The sequence below is a fragment of the Thauera terpenica 58Eu genome (assembly GCF_000443165.1).
Taxonomy (GTDB): Bacteria; Pseudomonadota; Gammaproteobacteria; order Burkholderiales; family Rhodocyclaceae; genus Thauera; species Thauera terpenica.
The window spans coordinates 61492-82332 of record NZ_ATJV01000002.1; the positions used below are offsets into that span (position 1 = coordinate 61492).

The 20841-nt window shown below is 65.7% G+C and carries 18 protein-coding genes; 12 read left to right on the top strand and 6 right to left on the bottom strand.

The annotated features are described in order from the left end of the window. Positions 1-101 precede the first annotated feature (101 nt). Positions 102-539 (top strand): host attachment protein, encoded by a 438-nt coding sequence (locus M622_RS22570; RefSeq protein ID WP_021247830.1) that lies wholly within the window; start codon positions 102-104, stop codon positions 537-539. A 172-nt stretch (positions 540-711) separates the two neighbouring features. Here M622_RS22570 and ispF read toward each other — a convergent pair whose 3' ends face one another. Both ispF and ispD read right to left on the bottom strand, forming a co-directional pair. Then, positions 712-1206 carry a 2-C-methyl-D-erythritol 2,4-cyclodiphosphate synthase gene (gene ispF / locus M622_RS22575; protein ID WP_021247831.1) on the bottom strand — a complete coding sequence of 165 codons (495 nt, stop codon included), beginning with the start codon at positions 1204-1206 and terminating at the stop codon, positions 712-714. Next, complete coding sequence (ispD, locus tag M622_RS22580; RefSeq protein ID WP_088178565.1) at positions 1203-1967, bottom strand: 2-C-methyl-D-erythritol 4-phosphate cytidylyltransferase; 765 nt, start codon at positions 1965-1967, stop codon at positions 1203-1205. Before ispD ends, ispF begins: the two co-directional genes overlap by 4 nt. A gap of 173 nt (positions 1968-2140) precedes the next feature. On the opposite strand from ispD, the gene amrB reads away from it, so the two are divergent. From amrB to corA, 6 genes are all read left to right on the top strand, one after another. Next, a complete protein-coding gene (amrB, locus tag M622_RS22585) occupies positions 2141-2965 on the top strand; it encodes an AmmeMemoRadiSam system protein B (protein ID WP_021247833.1) in 825 nt (274 codons plus the stop codon). Beyond that, a complete protein-coding gene (gene amrA / locus M622_RS22590) occupies positions 2952-3545 on the top strand; it encodes an AmmeMemoRadiSam system protein A (protein ID WP_021247834.1) in 594 nt (197 codons plus the stop codon). Before amrB ends, amrA begins: the two co-directional genes overlap by 14 nt. Continuing rightward, positions 3542-4660, top strand: a complete 1119-nt coding sequence (gene amrS / locus M622_RS22595) for an AmmeMemoRadiSam system radical SAM enzyme (RefSeq protein ID WP_021247835.1) — start codon at positions 3542-3544, stop codon at positions 4658-4660. The genes amrA and amrS overlap by 4 nt, the downstream gene beginning before the upstream one ends. A 48-nt stretch (positions 4661-4708) precedes the next feature. After that, positions 4709-5428: a dienelactone hydrolase family protein gene (locus M622_RS22600; RefSeq protein WP_021247836.1), complete on the top strand. Its 720-nt coding sequence runs from the start codon at positions 4709-4711 to the stop codon at positions 5426-5428. Positions 5429-5719: 291 nt separating this feature from the next. Further along, positions 5720-9178 carry a transcription-repair coupling factor gene (mfd, locus tag M622_RS22605; RefSeq protein ID WP_040830273.1) on the top strand — a complete coding sequence of 1153 codons (3459 nt, stop codon included), beginning with the start codon at positions 5720-5722 and terminating at the stop codon, positions 9176-9178. 19 nt (positions 9179-9197) lie between these two features. After that, a complete protein-coding gene (gene corA, locus M622_RS22610) occupies positions 9198-10163 on the top strand; it encodes a magnesium/cobalt transporter CorA (protein WP_021247838.1) in 966 nt (321 codons plus the stop codon). 11 nt (positions 10164-10174) lie between these two features. On the opposite strand, the gene mgtA is transcribed toward corA, so the two are convergent. Beyond that, positions 10175-12919 (bottom strand): magnesium-translocating P-type ATPase, encoded by a 2745-nt coding sequence (gene mgtA / locus M622_RS22615; protein ID WP_021247839.1) that lies wholly within the window; start codon positions 12917-12919, stop codon positions 10175-10177. Between the two features lie 206 nt (positions 12920-13125). Between mgtA and M622_RS22620 the strand changes: the two genes are divergently transcribed. Together M622_RS22620 and serB are read left to right on the top strand one after the other, a co-directional pair. Further along, positions 13126-14205 (top strand): 3-deoxy-7-phosphoheptulonate synthase, encoded by a 1080-nt coding sequence (locus M622_RS22620; RefSeq protein WP_021247840.1) that lies wholly within the window; start codon positions 13126-13128, stop codon positions 14203-14205. After that, positions 14202-15032 carry a phosphoserine phosphatase SerB gene (gene serB / locus M622_RS22625; RefSeq protein WP_021247841.1) on the top strand — a complete coding sequence of 277 codons (831 nt, stop codon included), beginning with the start codon at positions 14202-14204 and terminating at the stop codon, positions 15030-15032. Before M622_RS22620 ends, serB begins: the two co-directional genes overlap by 4 nt. Before the next feature lie 17 nt (positions 15033-15049). On the opposite strand, the gene M622_RS22630 is transcribed toward serB, so the two are convergent. Next, positions 15050-15775, bottom strand: a complete 726-nt coding sequence (locus tag M622_RS22630) for an ABC transporter ATP-binding protein (RefSeq protein ID WP_021247842.1) — start codon at positions 15773-15775, stop codon at positions 15050-15052. Here M622_RS22630 and M622_RS22635 point away from each other — a divergent pair. After that, positions 15759-16373, top strand: a complete 615-nt coding sequence (locus M622_RS22635) for an arylesterase (RefSeq protein ID WP_021247843.1) — start codon at positions 15759-15761, stop codon at positions 16371-16373. The two genes, M622_RS22630 and M622_RS22635, sit on opposite strands and share 17 nt — an antisense overlap. A gap of 21 nt (positions 16374-16394) precedes the next feature. Here the strand turns inward: M622_RS22635 and selD are convergent, their stop codons facing one another. After that, complete coding sequence (gene selD, locus M622_RS22640) at positions 16395-17435, bottom strand: selenide, water dikinase SelD (RefSeq protein WP_021247844.1); 1041 nt, start codon at positions 17433-17435, stop codon at positions 16395-16397. A gap of 45 nt (positions 17436-17480) precedes the next feature. On the opposite strand from selD, the gene mnmH reads away from it, so the two are divergent. After that, entirely contained in the window at positions 17481-18557 is a 1077-nt protein-coding gene (gene mnmH, locus M622_RS22645; protein ID WP_040830275.1) for a tRNA 2-selenouridine(34) synthase MnmH, read from the top strand. Between the two features lie 17 nt (positions 18558-18574). Here mnmH and M622_RS22650 read toward each other — a convergent pair whose 3' ends face one another. Beyond that, positions 18575-19135 (bottom strand): class I SAM-dependent methyltransferase, encoded by a 561-nt coding sequence (locus M622_RS22650; RefSeq protein WP_021247846.1) that lies wholly within the window; start codon positions 19133-19135, stop codon positions 18575-18577. A gap of 256 nt (positions 19136-19391) precedes the next feature. Here M622_RS22650 and M622_RS0119750 point away from each other — a divergent pair, with 256 nt between their 5' ends. Next, positions 19392-20759: a sensor histidine kinase gene (locus M622_RS0119750; RefSeq protein WP_174377403.1), complete on the top strand. Its 1368-nt coding sequence runs from the start codon at positions 19392-19394 to the stop codon at positions 20757-20759. The last annotated feature ends 82 nt before the right edge of the window (positions 20760-20841 follow it).

The following is a 20841-nucleotide window of genomic DNA, read 5'->3' on the forward strand; positions in this document are numbered from 1 at the left end:
AGAGCCGCCGCGAGTGACTAAGCTGGAAGCGGTGTCGCCCACGGCGGCCGCTCCCTTGCCACGGGTCAGACACCATTTTTTCATGTCACGGAGGTCGTCCTATGCCCGTCACCTGGATTCTGGTTGCCAACGCCAGCCTGGCGAAACTGTATGCAAACCTGGGCCCCCACAAGGGTCTGCAGCTGGTGAAGGAACTGATCCACCCTGAAAGTCGACAGAAAAATTCGGAACTCGTCAGCGATCGCGCCGGTGCCATGAGTGGCGGCGGTGGCGGCGGGTCCATGCAGCCACAGACGCTTCCCAAACAGCATGAAGCCAAGGTCTTCGCGCAGGAAATCGCCCAGGAGCTGTATCACGGACGCACGGTGAACGCCTTCAAGCGCGCCATCATTGTTGCTCCGCCGGCCTTCATGGGCATGCTCAACACCGTCATCGACGGCCCCACCGCACAATTGATCAGTGAGCGCTTTGAAAAGGACTACACCAAGTGCAGCGAACCGGAGTTGAACGAGCGCCTCGCCTCGGCCATCTTCCTATGATCTCTTCACAGCCCACGCACAGGAGGACGAATTTGAGCGGAGACATGGAGCATCCTCACCATCCTTGTTGATTGATGTGCACATGAACATTGACGTCTCCGTTCAGGAGACCTGACGGTGCAATGATTGGCACCGTAGAGAAGCGGGGCGCCTCTGGCGCCCCGCTCCCATTTCAGCGCTCGTCAGCGCGCGCGATCAGGGCCACGGCCTGAGCGGCAATGCCCTCGCCGCGGCCGGTGAAGCCCAGCTTTTCGGTGGTCTTGCCCTTGATGTTGATCGCGCTGGCGTCCATCGCCAGATCGAGCGCGATGTTGGCAACCATGGCGGGCGCGTGCGGCATGATCCTGGGCGCGGCGCAGATCACCGTGGCATCGATGTTCACCACCTCCCAGCCGGCCGCACGCACGCGGGCGAAGGCCGCACGCAGGAGCACGCGACTGTCGGCCCCGGCGTGGCGGGCGTCGGTGTCGGGAAACAATCTGCCGATGTCACCCAGCGCGGCCGCGCCCAGCACCGCATCGGTGATGGCGTGCAGCAACACATCGGCGTCGGAGTGGCCCAGCAAGCCGCGCGCAAACGGGATGTCGACCCCGCCGATGATCAGCGCCCGGCCGGGCACCAGGGCATGGACGTCGAAGCCCTGACCAATGCGGAACGGAACCTTCATGACTTCAAGCCCTCGCGATTTTGCAGAATCCACTCGGCCAGATGCAGGTCGAGCGGATAAGTGACTTTCAGATTGGTGGTGTCGCCCTGCACCAGGCGCGGACTGAGACCGGCGGCCTCCATGGCGCTCGCCTCATCGGTGACCTGGGAGGCGTTCTCGAGTGCGCGGCGCAGCATGATGTAGCGGAACATCTGCGGCGTCTGCGCCTGCCACAAGCTGTCACGCGGCACGGTGGCGGCGACGCGGTGATAGTCATCGGCGCGCTTCAAGGTGTCGGCGACGGGCACGGCGAGCAGTCCACCCACTTTTTCATGCGCGAGTTCGCGCACCAGCTTGTCGATGTGCCAGGCCGCAAGGCAAGGTCGTGCGGCGTCATGCACCAGAATCCAGTCCGACTGCGCGACCTCGGCGCCGATCGCGCGCAAGCCCCCGAGCACGCTGTCGGCACGCGTGGCGCCACCACAGAACAGCGGCACGAGCTTTTCGCCCAGCGCAGACCAGTCGTGACGCGACCACTCGCGGTCGTCGATCGAGAGCACGACAAAGACCTTGTCGATATGCGGCGACCCACACAGCACGGCCAGGGTGTGATGGATGAGGGGACGCCCGAGCAGGGGCAGATACTGCTTTGGCCGCTCCGTCCCCATGCGCGATCCGCTGCCTGCAGCGGGCACGATGGCGAAGTGATGCGCACGGCCATCGGCGTGGGCGCTGGCGAAGGGTCGCACAAGGGGGTCGGGATGAGAGCGGGCATTCGGCATGGCGCGCATTCTAACGTGCGCATCGGCGCGCGCGCCGCAGAACCAGACAAGGCAGCGTGCACCCCGCGTGCGCGCCCATCGACACCTGCGACAAGACCCCACCGAACCCACTCCTGCGCAGGCGGTCTATAGTCAACGCGTCGATAACAGGCGCGAGCTTGTGGAGGTTGGCGATGGCCATTGCATCTGTGCGTCCGGCGGCCCTTGCCGGACAGTTCTACCCGCGTGAAGAGCGCGTGCTGCGCATGCAGATCACCGAAATGCTTGCAGCCGCCCTGCCGCTCGAGCACGCGATCACGCCCAAGGCCATCATCGTGCCGCACGCGGGCTACATCTATTCGGGGGGCGTGGCCGCCTACGCCTATCGCACCCTGGCCGCAGTGCGCGAACAGGTTCGGCGCGTGGTCGTGCTCGGTCCGGCGCATCGGGCGGCAGTGCGCGGCTTCGTCCTGCCCGCCGCGCAGGCTTTCAGCACGCCGCTGGGTGAGGTGCCGCTGAGTCGTATCGACTGGCTGATGCTGCAGGCACGGGGCGATGTGTACGTTGACGATCAGCCCCATGCGCAGGAGCACTGCATCGAGGTCCAGCTGCCCTTCCTGCAGACCATGCTCGGCAGTTTTTCCATGGTGCCTATCCTGGTGGGCGACGCCTCCGACGATTCCGTCGCCGAAGTGCTCGAGGCCTTGTGGGGTGGGCCGGAAACCCTGATCGTGATCAGCTCCGACCTATCGCATTACCTGCCCTATCGCCAAGCCCAGTGGACGGACCGCTCGACGGTGGACCAGGTGCTGGAGCTGCGCCCTGGCATCTCGCATCAACAGGCCTGTGGTGCAACACCGGTCAATGGCCTGCTGCTGGCAGCGCAGCGGCGCCTGCTCAAGCCCCAGCTGCTCGACCTGCGCAACTCCGGCGACACCGCGGGCGATCGCAGCCGCGTCGTCGGCTATGCCAGCCTGGTGTTTTCCGAACCCGAGGCAACCACCCATGCCCGACACTGAATTCGGTGCCCTGCTGCTGCGCCTTGCGCGCGCCGCGATCGCCCACCATCTGGGCCTGGGCCCGCAGCCACAGGCGCTCGGTGACCCACGCCTGGACGAGCGCGGCGCCACCTTCGTCACCCTCACCCTGAACGGTGAATTACGCGGCTGCATCGGCAGCGTGCGCCGTACACGCAGCCTGGGCGAAGACCTCATCGTCAATGCGGTCGGCGCCGCCAGCAGGGATTCGCGCTTTCCACCCTTGTCGCAGGCCGAGTTCGAGCACGTACTCATCGAGGTGTCCGTACTAAGCGAGCCCGAGTTCATCGACTTTGATACCGAGGCTGCCTTGCTGGAAAGGATCACGCCGCACGAGGACGGGCTGATGCTGTTTGCCGGCTGTCGCAGCGCCACCTTCCTGCCCCAGGTGTGGGAGCAGCTGCCCGCACCGGCCGACTTCCTCGCCGCGCTCAAGCGCAAGGCCGGCATGGCGGTCGAACGCCCGGTGGACGGGCTTATGGCCGCCCGCTACGGGGTGCGCAAATGGCGCGAATCCGAGCGCCCGTCTGATGATCCAGCGCAACTGCAGGAGCTCCAATGACCCCATCCGGCGCCAAGGCCGCCCACCCCGGCAGCCATCACCCTGCGCTTTACTGGCATGCCCTCGCCGATGGCCGCATCCAGTGCGACCTGTGTCCGCGCTACTGCAAGCTGCACCCCGGCCAGCGCGGCGCGTGCTTTGTGCGCATGCGCGAAGGGGATGGCGTGGTGCTGACGACTTACGGACGCAGTTCAGGTTTCTGTATCGACCCGATCGAGAAGAAGCCGCTCAACCACTTCTATCCGGGCAGCAGCGTGTTCTCCTTCGGCACCGCCGGCTGCAATCTCGCCTGCAAGTTCTGCCAGAACTGGGACATCTCCAAGTCGCGCGACATGGACAGCCTGATGGATGCGGCTTCGCCGGACGAGATCGCCCTCACCGCCCTCAGTCACGGTTGCCACAGCGTGGCCTTCACCTACAACGACCCGGTGATCTTCGCCGAATACGCCATGGACGTGGCCGACGCCTGCCATGCGCGCGGCCTGAAGACGGTGGCGGTGACCGCCGCCTACATCACCGAGCTGGCGCGACCGGACTTCTTCTCGCGCATGGATGCGGTCAATGTCGACCTCAAGGGCTTCAGCGACGACTTCTACCTCAGGCTGTGTGGCGCTCACCTGCAGCCGGTTCTCGACACCCTGGTGTGGCTGCGCCACGAGACCCAGCCCTGGCTCGAGCTGACCACCCTGCTCATCCCCGGCCAGAACGACTCCGACGCCGAGCTCACCGCCTTGTCGCGCTGGGTGAGGGACGAGCTGGGTGATGAGACCCCCTTGCATTTCAGCGCCTTCCACCCTGATTTCAAGATGAGCGAGATCCCACCGACGCCGCCTGCGACCCTGGGTCGGGCGCGGCGCATCGCACGCGAGATCGGACTGAAGCACGTCTACACCGGCAATGTGCACGATGTCGACGGTGACACCACGCGCTGCACCGGCTGTGGCAAGACCCTGATCGTGCGCGACTGGTACGAGATCCTCAGCTACCGGCTTGATGCCCAGGGCCGCTGCCCCGACTGCGGCACGCCGCTCGCGGGCCGTTTCGGTGCCGTCGGCGCAGCCCGCGGCGAAGCCTTCGGCGCACAGCGCATCCCGGTCGCCATCCATCGGCGCTGAGCGCGGCGGCTTGCGCCCGCGCCTTGCCCCGCAAGCCGGTCGTGTGCAATGCTCGTCCCATTCGAACTCCAGGCCTTTCTCGCCCAGCCCGCCGTGAAGTTGCGCCACACCCTCATCAGCATTCCCACTGCAGGCGTCTGGCTTGACGGCGTGCTGGCGCATGCGCCCGATGTGCGCGGACTTGCGTTGATCCCCGAATCCGACTTCTATCGCCCGCCACGGATTGACGACAGCCGCCGCGCGCGCGAGCTGCAGGCCGCCGGCTTTGCAACGATGAGCCTGAATCTGCTCACCCGCCATGAAGCCGCACGCGACCCCGACGCCGGTTACAACATCGCCCGCCTCACCCGTCGCCTGCTCGACACCATCGAATGGTGTCAGCATCAGCCCGCGCTCGCCCCGCAGTCGCTGGGCATCGTCGCCGCCGGCACCGGCTGTGCGGCCGCGGTGCGCGCGGCGGTTGCGCAGCCCGAGCGCATCGCGGCCATCGTCTGCATCGCCGGTCGGGCCGACCTTGCCGGTGGCGTGCCCCTGCGCGCGCTGACGACGCCGATCCGCTTCATTGTGGCCGCGGACGACCCCCAGGCGACGATCTGCAGGTCTGCCTTCGAGCTCATTGCGCGCACCCTGCGGGACTGGGTCGAGGTCCACCAGGACACGCCCGGCCGTCCTCCTGGCGTGCACGCGGCCGCCGCCGCCCAATGGCTGCAACGCCATCTGCCGCCACCCAGGCCACCCCAGCCCGAAGTCGAAGCCGTCCGCGCTTGAGTCTCCTGCACCCACGACCGCATCCACGGCCGCATTCACGCCGGCCTCCACCGAAGAGCCGTGGCGCGCGCGCCCTGTCCTCTATAATCCCTGCTCTGACCGGCACCGGCCCCATGGCCGCAATCCGGCCGTAGTCCGTTTACTGTCCCGTCTGCCAAGATGCCCAGCCTCCTCCACAGCACCAGCCCGAGCACCTCCTCAAACGCATCGAAGAGCGCATCCCGAAGCACCGCTTCCAGTACGTCGCCAGATGCGTCGACACATCCGCCCGCGAGCCCGTCGCCCAGTCAGCTGGCGGCCTTGCTGCCGGCGCTGTCCGGCCTCGCCCTGCCGCGGGCCGGCGCCCGCCTCGAGCTGCCCGCCTGTGCGGGCTCGGCCGATGCCCTGGCCATCGCCCAGCTGGCCCAGCGCGCGCAGCGCCTGCTGGTGATCACTGCCAACCCGCTCGACGCCCAGCGCCTGCAGGACGAGCTCGGCTGGCTGGCGCCGGGCTTGCGCGCGCACCTGCTGCCCGACTGGGAAACCCTGCCCTACGACAACTTCTCGCCCCACCAGGACCTCATCTCCGAGCGCCTGTCGTCGCTGTATGCCATCAGCCGCGGCGAGACCGATGTCGTGCTGGTGCCCGCGTCGACCGCGCTCTACCGCATGGCACCGCCGTCCTACCTGGCCGCCTACACCTTCTTTCTCAAGCAGGGCGAGCAGTTCGACGTCGAGCAATTCAAGGCGCAGATGGTGGTGGCCGGCTACGCCCACGTCACCCAGGTGGTCAGTCCGGGCGAATTCTCGGTGCGCGGCGGTCTGGTGGACCTGTTTCCGATGGGCTCACCGCTGCCCTTTCGCATCGACCTCTTTGACGATGAAGTCGAGAGCATCAAGACCTTCGACCCCGACACCCAGCGCACCGTCTATCCGACCCATGAAATCCGCCTCTTGCCGGCGCGTGAGTTTCCGCTCGACGACAAGGGGCGGGCGCGTTTTCGCAGCCGCTTTCGCGAGACCTTCGAGGGCGACCCGACGCGCGCGGCAATCTACAAGGACGTCTCGAACGGCATTGCACCGGCTGGCATCGAATACTTCCTGCCGCTCTTCTTCGAGGAATCGGCAACCCTGCTCGACTATCTGCCCGCCGACACCGCGGTGCTGCTGCATCGTGACGTGCCCACCGCCATCGCCGAATTCTGGCGCGACACGCGCTCACGCCACGACCTGCTCAAGGGCGATCGCAGCCGCCCGGTGCTGCCGCCTGAGCAGTTGTTCCTCAGCGATGAGGCCTTCTTCATCGCCCTCAAGGACCGGCCGCGCCTGAGCCTGGGAGCTGGCAGCGGCAGTGGCGCGGCGATTGCCCAGGCCTTGCCCGAGCTCGCGGTGGAGCGCAAGGCGAGCGATCCCTTGCACAAGCTCAAGGCCTTCCGGGACGGTTTCGGTGGCCGCATCCTGCTGCTCGCCGACTCGCCGGGCCGGCGCGAGACGATGGCGGAGTACCTGCTCGAGTACGGGCTGCAGCCCGAGCCCGCCACTGACTTTGCCACCTTCCTCGCGGGCGATGCCGCCTTTGCGCTGGGCATCGCACCGCTGGCCAGCGGTTTCATGCTGCCCGAAGCCAGCACGCACACCCCGGGCATGGGCGCCGGTCTCGCCGTCATCACCGAAGCCGAACTCTACGCTTCGACCGCGCGCAGCCGCGCGCGCCGCGACAGCCGCAAGGCGGCGACGATGGAGGGCTGGCTGCGCGACCTGTCCGAGCTCAAGCTTGGCGACCCGGTGGTGCACGTCTCCCATGGCGTGGGTCGTTACCTCGGCCTCATTCACATGAACCTCGGCGAGGGCGAGACCGAGTTCCTGCACCTGGAGTACAACGGCGGCGACAAGCTCTACGTGCCGGTGTCGCAGCTGCACGTCATCACCCGCTACGCCGGGGCCGACCCCGAAACCATAGACCTGCACCGCCTCGGCTCCGGGCAATGGGAGAAGGCCAAGAAGAAGGCCGCGCTTCAGGTGCGCGACACCGCGGCCGAACTGCTCGCCCTCTACGCCCAGCGTGCGGCGCGCGCCGGCCACCGTTTCGACTTCAAGCAACATGACCTGGACGCCTTCACCGAAGGCTTCGGCTTCGAGACCACCCCCGACCAGCAGGCCGCCATCGACGCCGTGATCAGCGACATGAGGTCGGGGCGGCCCATGGACCGGCTGGTGTGCGGCGACGTCGGCTTTGGCAAGACCGAGGTCGCGCTACGCGCCGCCTTCATCGCAGTCGCCGATGGCAAGCAGGTAGTGGTGCTGTGCCCCACCACCTTGCTCACCGAGCAGCATTACCAGCATTTCGCCGACCGCTTTGCCGACTGGCCGATCAAGATCGCCGAGCTGTCGCGCTTCCGCTCTGCCAAGGAGCAGACCGAGGCACTCGCCCAGCTCGCCGAGGGCAAGATCGACATCATCATCGGCACCCACCGCCTGCTGCAGAAGGACGTGGTCTTCAAGCGCCTCGGCCTGGTGATCATCGACGAGGAGCACCGCTTCGGTGTGCGCCAGAAGGAGGCGCTCAAGCAACTGCGGCGCGAGGTCGACATCCTCACCCTGACCGCGACGCCGATCCCGCGCACCCTGGGTCTGGCGATGGAAGGCCTGCGCGAGTTCTCGGTGATCGCCACCGCGCCGCAAAAGCGCCTGGCGATCAAGACCTTCGTGCAGCCCGCCAGCCGCGGCGTGATTCGTGAGGCGGTGCTGCGCGAATTCAAGCGTGGCGGCCAGGTGTACTTCCTGCACAACGAGGTCGACACCATAGAGAACACACGCAACGGACTCGAAGAACTGCTGCCCGAAGCGCGCATCGTGGTCGGCCACGGGCAGCTGCCCGAGCGCGAGCTCGAGCGCGTGATGCGCGAATTCACTCAGCAGCGCGCCAACCTGCTGCTGTGCACGACCATCATCGAGACCGGCATCAACATCCCCACCGCCAACACCATCATCATCAACCGCGCTGACCGCTTCGGCCTGGCGCAGCTGCACCAGCTGCGCGGCCGGGTCGGGCGCTCGCACCACCAGGCCTACGCCTATCTGCTCACCGATGCCAATGGCAAGCCCACCGCCCAGGCACAGAAGCGCCTGGAGGCGATTGCGATGATGGAGGAGCTCGGCTCGGGCTTCTATCTGGCGATGCACGACCTCGAGATCCGTGGCGCCGGCGAGGTGCTGGGCGAGAGCCAGTCCGGTGACATCCAGCAGATCGGCTTCAGCCTGTACACCGAGATGCTCAAGCGCGCGGTCAGGGATCTGCAGGCGGGCAAGGAGCCCGACCTCTCGCAGCCGCTGGAGGTGGTGTCCGAGATCAACCTCCACACTCCGGCGCTGATGCCCACCGACTATTGCCCTGACGTGCAGGAACGTCTGACGCTGTACAAGCGCCTGGCCAACTGCGACACCGATGATGACTTGCGCGCGCTGCAGGAAGAGCTGATCGACCGTTTCGGCGAGTTGCCACCGCAGACCGTGGCCCTGATCGAGACCCACCGCCTGCGCATGCTGGTGAAGGACTACGGCGTGCACAAGCTCGACGCCTCGGCCACCCAGATCAGCGTGCAATTCAGCAAGGACGCCCCGATCGATCCGCTGAAGGTGATCTTCCTCATCCAGAAGGACCGCAGCACCAAGATGGCGGGTCCGGAAAAACTCGTACGTCGTGCCAACCTGCCAAACCTGAAGGAGCGCGTCAAAGCCGTGCGCGAGCTGCTCGACGCGGTCAAGGCCTGAGGCGAGAAAGAGAGTTCCCATGCTGATCAACTGCATCGCTTACAAAAACGGCCACAGGCAGACGAGCATCCCGATCGAAGAGCTCAGCGCAGCGCTCAAGCAGCCCGACACCTTCGTCTGGGTGGCATTGCAGGACGCCAGCACAGAGGAGCTCACGACCATGAAGGACATCTTCGGACTTCACGAGCTCGCGGTCGAGGATGCCGATCACGGCAATCAACGCCCCAAGGTCGAGGAGTATGACGATGAACTCTTCGTCGTCATGCACCTGGTCGAGGAACACAAGGGTGCGCTTGCGGTGGGCGAACTCCATATCTTCGTGGGCGCCAACTACATCCTGTCGGTGCGCAATCGCAGCAAACAGGAGTTCAAGTCCGTCCGGGCGCGCTGCGAACGCGAACCGAAGATGCTCGCCAAAGGCCCGGGCTATGTCCTGTATGCCTTGATGGATGAGGTGGTGGACCGCTACTTTCCGCTCATCGAGCGCTTCGAGCACGAGCTCGAGGCGATGGAAGAGCGCATCTTCACCAAAGGCGCGGCGCTGTCCAACATCCGCCGTCTATACCGCCTCAAGCGCAAGCTCACCGTGCTCAAGCATGCGGTGCTGCCCTTACTGGAGGCCAGCGGCAAGCTGCACAGCGGGCGCGTGCCCGAGGTGTGCACCAAGAGCCGGCACTACTTTCGCGACGTGTTCGATCACCTCACCCGCCTCAATGCCTCGCTCGACGGCATCCGCGACACCATCTCCACCGCCATCCAGGTCAACCTGTCGATGGTCACGATCGATCAGACCGAAGTCAGCAAGCGCCTCGCCGCGTGGGCGGGCATCTTTGCGGTGGCCACCGCTTTCGCTGGCATCTGGGGCATGAACTTTCGCAACATGCCCGAGCTGGAGTGGGAATACGGCTACCTGTTTGCGGTGGCGGTGATCGCGGGCACCAGCTCCTTTCTGTGGTGGCGTTTCAGGAAGGCAAAATGGCTGTGAGGCCCTTGCGCCTACTGCCAGCCAAAGCGGCGGATGTAATAACGCTTCATCATTGAGGTCAGGAAGGCGTAGCCCAGCAAGATCCCGATCAGCCATACAAAGTAGGACCAGGGCAGCGTCTGCAGCTTGAAGTAGTCGGCCAGCGGCCCCATCGGCAGGAACACGCCAAGCGCCATGATGAGCAGCGTCATCCCCAGCAGTGGCCAGGCGGCACGGCTTTCGATGAAGGGGACTCTGGGCGTGCGGATCATGTGCACGATCAGGGTCTGCGTGAGCAGGCCGACGACGAACCAGCCCGACTGGAACAGCGCCTGGTGTTCGACCGCGTTGGCCTTGAACACGTACCACATCAGACCAAAGGTGAAGACGTCGAAGATCGAGCTCAGCGGCCCGAAGAAGAGCATGAAGCGGCTGATGCTGGCGGGATTCCAGCTCAGCGGCTGGCGGATGAGTTCAGCATCCACATTGTCGAAGGGGATGGCGATCTGCGAGATGCTGTAAAGCAGGTTCTGGACCAGCAGCTGCAGGGGCAACATGGGCAGGAAGGGCAGGAAGATGCTCGCAATCAGCACCGAGAACACGTTGCCGAAGTTTGAACTGGCTGCCATGCGGATGTACTTGAGCATGTTGCTGAAGGTCTTGCGGCCTTCGATCACGCCCTCTTCGAGCACCAGCAGGCTGCGCTCGAGCAAGATGATGTCGGCCGCCTCCTTGGCGATGTCGACGCCGCCATCGACCGAAATGCCGATGTCGGCGGCCCGCAGCGCCGGGGCATCGTTGATGCCGTCGCCCATGAAGCCGACGACGTGGCCGTTGGCGCGCAGGCTGCGCACGATGCGCTCCTTGTTGAGCGGCGAGAGCTTGGCAAACACCGTGTTGTGCTCGACGGCGAGGGCCAGCGTGGGTTCGTCCATGGCGTCGACCTGAGCACCGAGCACGATGCCGTCCACCGCGAGCCCGACCTGGCGGCAGACTTCGGCCGTGACCAGCTCGTTGTCGCCGGTGAGCACCTTGACGACGACGCCGTGCGCGGCCAGGGCCTCGAGCGCAGGCGCGGTTGATTCCTTGGGGGGGTCGAGAAAGGCGATGTAGCCGATCAGGGTCAGCCCTGATTCATCAGCCTTTGAATAAACCAGCTGATCCAGCGCCAGCTCCTTCATCGCCACCGCGACCACGCGCAGACCGTCCTCGTTCAGTTCGCGCGTGACCTTTTGCAAGCGCGCCCGCGCGCTGGCGTCCAGCGGATAGGTCTGACCCTCGAAGCGCACATGGCTGCACACCGCGAACATTTCTTCCACCGCACCCTTGCAGATGAGCTCGTGGTGATGCGCACGCTCGGACACCACCACCGACATGCGGCGACGCTCGAAGTCGAACGGGATTTCGTCGATCTTCCTGTAGTTGCGGGCAAGGTCGAGCTCGGTCTTGAGCTCGACATGCTCGAGCACCGCCCGATCGAGCAGGTTCTTCAGGCCGGTCTGGTAATAGCTGTTGAGGTAGGCGAAGCCGAGCACCTCGTCCGATTCGCGACCGGAGACGTCGGTATGGCGGGCGAGTGCGATCTTGTCCTGGGTCAGGGTGCCGGTCTTGTCGGTGCACAGCAGGTTCATCGCGCCGAAGCTCTGGATCGCGTCCAGGCGTTTGACGATCACCTTCTTGCGCGACAGCATCACCGCCCCGCGCGCGAGCGTGGAGGTGACGATCATCGGCAACATCTCTGGCGTCAGCCCGACCGCCACCGAGAGCGCAAACAGGAAGGCTGCGGGCCAGTCACCCTTGGTGAAGCCGTTGATCAGCACCACCAGCGGCACCATGACGAGCGCGAAGCGGATCAGCAGCCAGCTCACCTTGTTCACGCCAAGCTGAAACGCGTTCGTATCCGCCCCGTCGCGGGCACTGGTCACGCGCCGCGCCAGGGTGCCGAAATAAGTGTCGTTGCCGGTCGCGAGCACGAGCGCGCTGGCCGCACCCGAAATGACGTTGGTGCCCATGAACACCAGATTGGCCATGTCCAGCGCGGAGGCTGACTCCGGTCCGGGGGTGGCAAATTTCTCCACTGGCAGGGACTCGCCGGTCATTGCGGACTGGCCGACGAAGAGATCGGTGGCGCTCATGATGCGACAGTCCGCCGGGATCATGTCGCCCGCGGACAGCGCCACGATGTCTCCGCGCACGAGCTGCCGGATCGGGATCTCGATCGTTCTACCCGCTGCTGGGGCGGCGTCGGTGGCGGTCCCGGCTGCGTCCGGGTCGGCGCGCCTGCGCACGCTGGCGGTGTTGCTCACCTGCTCCTTGAGCGCCAGGGCCGCCTTGTTGGAGCGCCGCTCCTGGACGAAGCGGATCAGGGTGGCCAGCAGCACCATGGTGCTGATTACCGCCGCCGCCTGGGTGTCGCGGGTAAACAGGGACACCACCGCGAGCAGGGTCAGCAGCAGGTTGAAAGGGTTGTTGTAGCTCAGCCAGAGGTGGCGCCACCCGGACACGGGGCGCTCGTGCTCGACCTCGTTGAGGCCATGGCGGGCACGCACGGCGGCGGCTTCTTCATCACTCAGGCCGTGCGCAGACGAACCCAGCTGCGCCAGCACCGCCGCCAGTTCACCGCGCGCATGATCGACCAGGCGGCGGTTCAGGGCGTCGGACAAGCGTTCGGCGCGCTTGCCGCGCGACAGCGAATCGAGGATGGTGCGCCGCCGAAACAGGTTGCTGCTGTGGCGCGATGCGAGGAAGCGGCCAAAGTACTGGCTGAAGATGTTCATGTTGTCCTGTTCGCGGTCAAGGCCCTGGTGCGCGGCGACAGCCGCGCCGGCGCGCCCGTAAAACCACCTCGGGGCGATGCTGAGTCGGTGTCTGATGCGAACGCGTGCGGCATGTCCATTGTGCACTGCAGGTGGCGCGCTGGCCCGCGAGCACCGGCGGGAGTTACAATCATCGGCTTTCACGCCGCACACCGGAGCCACCCGCAATGTCCGTTGTCCAGACAGAAAACCTCAACATCGCCGCCTTTGATCACATGCCCTCGCCCGAGGAGATCAAGGCCCGCGTCCCGATGACCGTGCCTGCCAATGCTGCGGTGGTGGCCGGGCGCAAGGCCGTGATGGACATTCTAGACCGTCGTGACCCCCGCGTTTTCGTCGTCGTTGGCCCGTGCTCCATCCATGACGCCGAAGCCGGGCTGGACTACGCCAGACGGCTGAAGAAGCTGGCCGATGAGGTGTCTCAGACCATGGTGCTGGTGATGCGGGTGTATTTCGAGAAGCCGCGCACCTCGACCGGCTGGAAGGGCTTCATCAATGACCCCTTCATGAACGACTCCTTCCGCATCGATGTCGGCATGGAGCGCGCGCGCAAGTTCCTGCTCGACGTCTCCGAGATCGGCCTGCCCACCGGCACCGAGGCGCTGGACCCGATCGCACCGCAATACTACGGCGACCTCATCTCGTGGACCGCCATCGGTGCGCGCACCTCGGAGTCGCAGACCCACCGCGAGATGTCGTCCGGCCTGTCCACCCCGGTCGGCTTCAAGAACGCCACCGATGGCGATCTGGAGGTCGCCATCAACGCCATCATCTCGGCGGCACACCCGCACAGCTTTCTCGGCATCAACAGCCACGGCGTGTCTGCGATCACGCGCACACGCGGCAATCGCTACGGCCACGTCGTACTGCGCGGCGGTGGCGGCAGGCCGAATTACGACACCGTATCGATCTCGCTCGCCGAGCAGGCGCTGACCAAGGCGAAGCTGCCCAGAAACGTGGTGGTGGATTGTTCCCACGCCAACTCCTGGAAGAAGCCCGAATACCAGCCGCTGGTGATGAAGGACGTTGCCCATCAGATCCGCGAAGGCAACGACTCGGTGGTCGGCATGATGATCGAGAGCAATCTGGTCGCCGGCAACCAGCCAATTCCGGCCGACCTGTCGCAGCTCAAGTATGGCTGTTCGGTGACCGACGCCTGCGTGAGCTGGGAGACCACCGAAGAGATGATCCGCAACACCGATGCGATGCTGCGTGACGTGATTGGCAAGCGGGAGCGCCGCGCATGAACCTCGTGGTGTTTGCCGAGGACGTCGACAGCCTGGCGCTGAAGAATGTCGCGAAGCTGACCGGGGCACACGCCATCGAGCAGATCACCCCGCGCTCGTTTCGCCTGCTCGCAGCGCAGAACCACGCCGAGCTGGCGCGCACCTGCAGCGCCGGCGGGCTGGATTACGCCTGGGTGCCCGCTGGACGCAGGCTGAAGGACTTCGGCCTGTTCGTCACCGACATGGATTCGACCCTGATCAACATCGAGTGCATCGATGAGATCGCCGACATGCAAGGCCTGAAGGCCGAAGTCGCGGCGATCACCGAGGCGGCGATGGAGGGTGAGATCGACTTTCGCGAATCGCTTCTGCGCCGCGTGTCACTGCTCGCCGGCCTGCCCGAGCAGGCCCTGGAAGAAGTCTACACCCACCGCCTGCAGCTGAACCCCGGCGCCGAACGCCTGATGAAGGGTCTGCAGCGCGCTGGCTTGAACACCGTGCTGGTGTCGGGCGGCTTCACCTATTTCACCGCGCGCCTGAAGCAGCGCCTGGGCTTTGACCACGCTTTTGCCAACGAGCTCGAAGTGATCGATGGCCATCTGAGCGGGCGCATCGTCGGCGATATTGTCGATGCTGCGGCAAAGGCCACTCACCTGCAGCGCATTCGCGACCAACTGGGCCTGCAGGCCCATCAGGTGATCGCCATGGGCGATGGCGCCAACGACATCCCGATGATGAACGCCGCCGGCTTCAGCGTGGCTTTCCACCCCAAGCCGGCGCTGCGCGAGCTCGCCGACTGCTGCATCGAACACAGCGGCCTTGACGGGGTGCTAGACCTCTTTGGCTGAACCTCAGCCGCTTGTGCTCAGTCCGCGAGCGCCGGCGCAATCGTGGTTTCGCGCAAGTGGCCTGCCGTCATGCGCAGCACGCGCCCGCAACGGCGCGCCAGCGACTCGTCGTGGGTGACCAGGATCAGGGTCGTGCCCACCTCGCGATTGAGCGCGAACATGAGCTCGATGATCGCACTGCCGGTTTCGGCATCGAGGTTGCCGGTGGGTTCGTCAGCCAGCAAGAGACGCGGATGGGGGGCAAAGGCGCGCGCCAGGGCAACACGTTGCTGCTCGCCGCCGGACAGGTGCTTCGGGTACTGGCGCAGCCGGCTCCCCAGCCCCACCCGCTCCAGCCATTGCGCCGCCAGCGCGCGCGCCCCGGCTACGCCGGCGAGCTCGAGCGGCAGCATGACGTTCTCCAGCGCATTCAGGGCGGGCAGCAGCTGGAAGGACTGGAACACGAAACCGATCGCTTCGCCGCGCAGCGCGGCGCGCGCATCTTCGTTGAGCGCAAACAGGTCCGTGCCCTGCAGTTTCACCGAACCCGCGCTGGGAACATCCAGCCCCGCCAGCAATCCCAGCAGGGTTGATTTGCCCGAACCCGAAGCGCCGACGATGGCGACCGATTCACCCGCGCCAACGACGAAGCTCACATCCTGCAGGATGTGCAACTCGCTCCCGGTGTCCGCAAGACGCACACGCTTGGACAAGCGCTCGACCTCGATGACTGGAATGGAGATTTCAATGCTGCTGCGATCCATCGCTACCTTCTTTTGCATGTTGTTGTTCATGGGAACCGCACAGGCGGCGACGATCATGGTCTGGGGCGACAGCCTGTCGGCCGGTTACGGTCTGCAAGCTGACGAGGCCTGGCCCACCCTGTTGCAGACGCGGCTCGAGGAGAAAGGGTTCCGTCACACCGTCGTCAATGCCAGCGTTTCGGGTGAGACCTCCGCCGGTGGCCGCTCGCGCCTGCCGGCTGCGCTCGAACAACATGAGCCGGACATCGTCATCCTCGAGCTCGGTGCCAACGACGGCCTGCGCGGCCTGCCACCCAAGCTGCTGGCCGAGAACCTGGACGCGATGATCAGCGCCGCGCAAGGCGCGGGCGCGCAGGTGCTGCTGGTCGGCATGCAGATGCCACCCAACTATGGCCCGGTCTACACCCGTCTGTTTGCCCAGACTTTCGCCACCGTGTCCAAGGCCCGGAAGGTGCCGCTGGTGCCGTTCCTGCTCGAAGGTTTCGCCGATCAGCCTGAACTGTTCCTGAATGATGGCATTCACCCCACTGCGGACGCACAACACAAGGTGCTCGACACCATCTGGCACGGCCTCAAGCCCTTGCTCGGCAGGCACTGAGCGCGGCCGTTGCGGTCGGCCTCACTCCACCTGCAGCTGCGGCGCGCCGGCGACCATGCGTCCGATCACCGCGCCTTGCTCACCCTGAGCCGCGCTGATCGCGGCCTGCACGGCCTCGAGCGCACTTTCGGCGCAGGCAATGAGCAGGCCGCCAGAGGTCTGGGGATCGGTGAGCAGGGTGCGCTGCCATTGCTCTGCCGCCGCCATCAGCGCCAGGTCCTGACCATAGCTCGCCCAGTTTCGCGCTGAGGCGCCGGTGGCAATGCCTTCGCGCACCAGCACCGCGGCCTCGGCGATCACCGGCAAGGTCGCAAAGCGCAGTTGCGCGCCCAGCTTGCTGCCACGACACATCTCCAGCAGGTGGCCGGCAAGGCCAAAACCGGTGACATCGGTGACCGCATGCACGCCCTCGATATCGGCCAGGCGAGCCCCAACGCGATTGAGCGTCGTCGTCCACTGGATCATTGCTGCGTAGCCCTGCGCCGACAGCAGGCCTTTCTTGAGGGCGGCGGAAAGAATGCCTATGCCCAGCGGCTTGGTCAGCACCAGCACGTCGCCATCGCGCGCGCCGGCATTGGTCCTGACCTTGGCCGGATCGACCACGCCCAGGCCGACCAGACCGTAGATCGGTTCAAGGACGTCGATCGAATGGCCGCCGGCGATCGGGATGCCGGCCTCGCGGCACACTTCAGCGCCGCCCTGCAGGATCGCGCCGATGACTTCGCGTGGGAGCTTGTCGAGCGGCATGCCGACCACCGCGAGCGCGAAGATCGGCGTTGCGCCCATCGCATACACGTCGGAGAGCGCGTTGGTGGCGGCGATACGGCCGAAATCGCGCGGGTTGTCGACGATGGGGGTGAAGAAGTCGGTGGTGGCGACGATCGCCTGGCGATCGTTGAGGCGATACACGGCGGCGTCATCCGAGGTATCGGTGCCGACCAACAAGTCGGCCGGCACGATGCCTGCAGGCATGCTCGCGAGCAGTTCGGACAGTACGCCGGGAGCGATTTTGCAACCGCATCCACCGCCGTGGGAGAATTGCGTCAGTTTGATTTCGTTCATATTCGGGAAGGAGTGGCGGGCGTGCCCATGCGCACCCGCAAAATCATGTATAAAGGCGTCGCGACCGTAGCACAGCTGTCTGACTTTGACGAAATAATCGACGCCCGCAGCCCGGCAGAGTTCGCCGAAGACCACATCCCCGGGGCCATCAACCTGCCCGTGCTCGACGACGCACAGCGCATCATCGTCGGCACCCTGTACAAGCAGCAGTCGGCGTTTGCGGCCAGACGCCTGGGCGGCGCACTGGTGGCGGAGAACATCGCCCGTCACCTGCAAGCCCATCTCCAGGACAAGCCAAAACACTGGCGCCCGCTGCTCTATTGCTGGCGCGGCGGCCAGCGCAGCGGCGCATTCGTGAGCTGGCTGCGCATGGTGGGCTGGGACGCGCATCAACTGCAGGGCGGCTACAAGCGCTTTCGCCATCTTGTCATCGCCGAAATCGAGCGCATCGCGCCCGCACTGCAGTGGCGAGTGGTGTGCGGCCCGACCGGCAGCGCCAAGACGCGGGTGCTCGAGGCGCTTGCGCGCCAAGGCGCACAGACGCTGGATCTCGAAGACCTGGCCGCGCACAAGGGCTCGGTGCTCGGCGCCCTGCCCGACCGCCCGCAGCCGACACAAAAATCCTTCGAAACCACCTTGCATACGAAGCTGCAGGCGCTCGACCCCGCACAGGCCGTGTACGTCGAGGCAGAAAGCCGCAAGATCGGGCAGGTCTCCGTGCCCGAGCCCCTGATCCTCGCGATGCGACGCGCGCCCTGCATCGCGATCGATGCCACGCGCGCTGCACGGCTCGAATTCCTGGTGCGCGACTATGCCTACCTCGGCGACGACATCGCCCGCCTGAAAGCCAACATCACCCGCCTGTCCGAGCTGCAGAGCCGCGACACCCTGCTGCGCTGGCACGATCTCGCCACCCGTGGAGTCCTGCCCGAGCTGTTTGGCGAGCTCATCGACCTGCACTACGACCCGCTCTATCGACGCTCTCAGAACGGCAACTACACCGGCTTCAGCAGTGCGGCCCGCTTGCACACCGATTCGCTCAGCGACGCCGGAATCGACGCCCTCGCCCGCCGTATCCTGCAGCTTGAGGCGGAGTCTGGCGCAGCCACGGCTGCGCCCTGAGGCCTGCGCTCAAGCGCTCAGGCCAGGGGCAGCACGAGCGCCGCCGGCAGGCCGCGCACCGCGCAGATGCGCTGCACGACCGCAGGGCGCGGAGACTGCACTTCACCCTGCTCGAAGGCGACGATGGTCCACTCGCCCGCCAGGCGCTCGAGCAGCTCATTCGGGCGCAGCAGGAACTCCGGGTTGCTGGGCTTGCCGAAACGCTCATTGCCGACCATGAAGGTTTCATAGATCAGCACGCCACCGGGGCGCAGCAGCGCGAGCAGCAGCGAAAAACGCGGGCGAAACAGGTAATTGCTCACCACCACGGCGTCGAACTGGCGCCCCTCCAGAGGCCAGGCTGCGCCTTCCAGGTCGGCCTCACGGGTGTGGACCTTGGGCAGCCCGTGCAATAGCTGCAGCGCGATGCCATCGCGATCGACGGCCTCGACCCGAAACCCGCGCTGCGCCAGCCAGCGCGCGTGACGGCCGCTGCCGCAGGCGTAGTCGAGCACCTCACCGCCCGCCGCAACCAGCGGCGCAAAACGAGTCAGCCAGGTGGAAGGGGTCGCCGAGGCGGTGTGCAGAGCATCGTGCATGAGGAATCCCGGGAAACGAAGAAGACTGGGGCGCATTCTAACCAGCTCACCCGACCAGGGCGCAGGGTGAGCAGCACGGCAGGGGCAATCCATTCCGAATGACCCTGCATGGCGCTCGGGAACTATGCTATAGATTCGGCTGCTTGCCAGTCGTCGTCGCTGGCCTGCTTTTCATGGAACGATGGACCGCGCCTTGAAAAACGACACCACCGCTTCGCGATCGAGAGCTGATGCAGCGCGCTCCAGGCGCTGGCTCATGGCCAGCCTCACGCTGGCCGCGGTCTGCCCCGCCATCGCCGCACCCGGCCCCCTGCCTGCGGTGACGCATGCGGTGGCGATCGAGCTCGTGCTTGCGCTGGTGCTGGGTCTGATCATCGGCTACCTGCTTGCCTATCGCCCAAGGCCGCACTCCGGAACGGCGCCGGAAGGGCTGACGCGAGTGTCGACAGAGCTGCCCGTCAGCCCACCCGCGCCGGGCGCGCTGTCAGCGGTGGCAGCGGAGGCTGCTCTGGAGCCGGGTTGCGATGTCTATCAGGACATGCTCGAGTCCGTCGGCGAGGTCATCTTCCGCACCGATGAACTCGGTCGTCTGATCTATCTCAATGGCGCCTGGCACAAGCTCAGTGGCCATACGGTGCAGAGCAGCCTGGGCAAACCGATGTTCGAGTTTCTCCACCCGGACGATCGCGTACGCGCGCGACAGCTGTTCCAGGACCTGACCACAGGCGCCAGTGACGACTGTGAGTGCGAATTCCGCTTGCGTACGCGCAGCGGTGAGATCCGCTGGGTGGAGGTCACCGCCCGCCGCGCCCGCGATGCCGGACTGGCCGAGGCGGCATTGACCGGCACGGTCGATGACATCTCCGCGCGCAAGGTCAGCGAGCTCACCTTGCGTAACCTCAATCAGGAACTCGAGGCCCGCGTCAGGTTGCGTACCGCAGAGCTGGAGACCTCCAACCGCGAGCTCGAAGCCTTCTCCTACTCGGTGTCGCACGACCTGCGCGCGCCCTTGCGTGCGATCGACGGCTTCGCGCGCATTCTCGAGGAAGAGCTCAAGGAAGGAGACCAGGCGCAGGCGTCCGCGCATCTGGCCCGCATTCGCAAGGCCACTGCGCGCATGGCCCAGCTCATCGACGCCTTGATCAACCTCGCCCTGCTCACGCGCCAGCCGCTGCAGAAGGAAACCTTCGATCTGTCCCGGGTTGCCTCCCAGATCGCCGACGAGCTGCATGCCGAAGAGCCCGATCGCAAGGTGAGCATCGAGATCACCCAGGGTTTGACGGTCACCGCCGATCAGGCGCTGATCTACGCCATGCTCGACAACCTGTTGCGCAACGCCTGGAAGTTCACCGCTGAGCGCGAACACGCACGCATCGCGCTCAAGGCAGAACGCATCGGCGAGCGCCGCGTGTTCTGCATCGAAGACAACGGCAGCGGCTTCGACATGGAGCACGCCGGCAACCTCTTTCGCGCCTTCTATCGCCTGCACAACAGCGATTCCTACCCCGGCACGGGGATCGGGCTGGCAACCGTGCAGCGCATCGTGCATCGCCATGACGGCTCGATCTGGGCCGAGTCGAGGTCGGGCGAAGGCGCGCGCTTCCTGTTCACCCTCGGCCAATGAGCGTCAAGCGTGACGGGGTGCATGCATCGCGCACTTTGATCCCTGCTTTAATCTGCAGCGCCACCGCGCAGATTGTGCACTG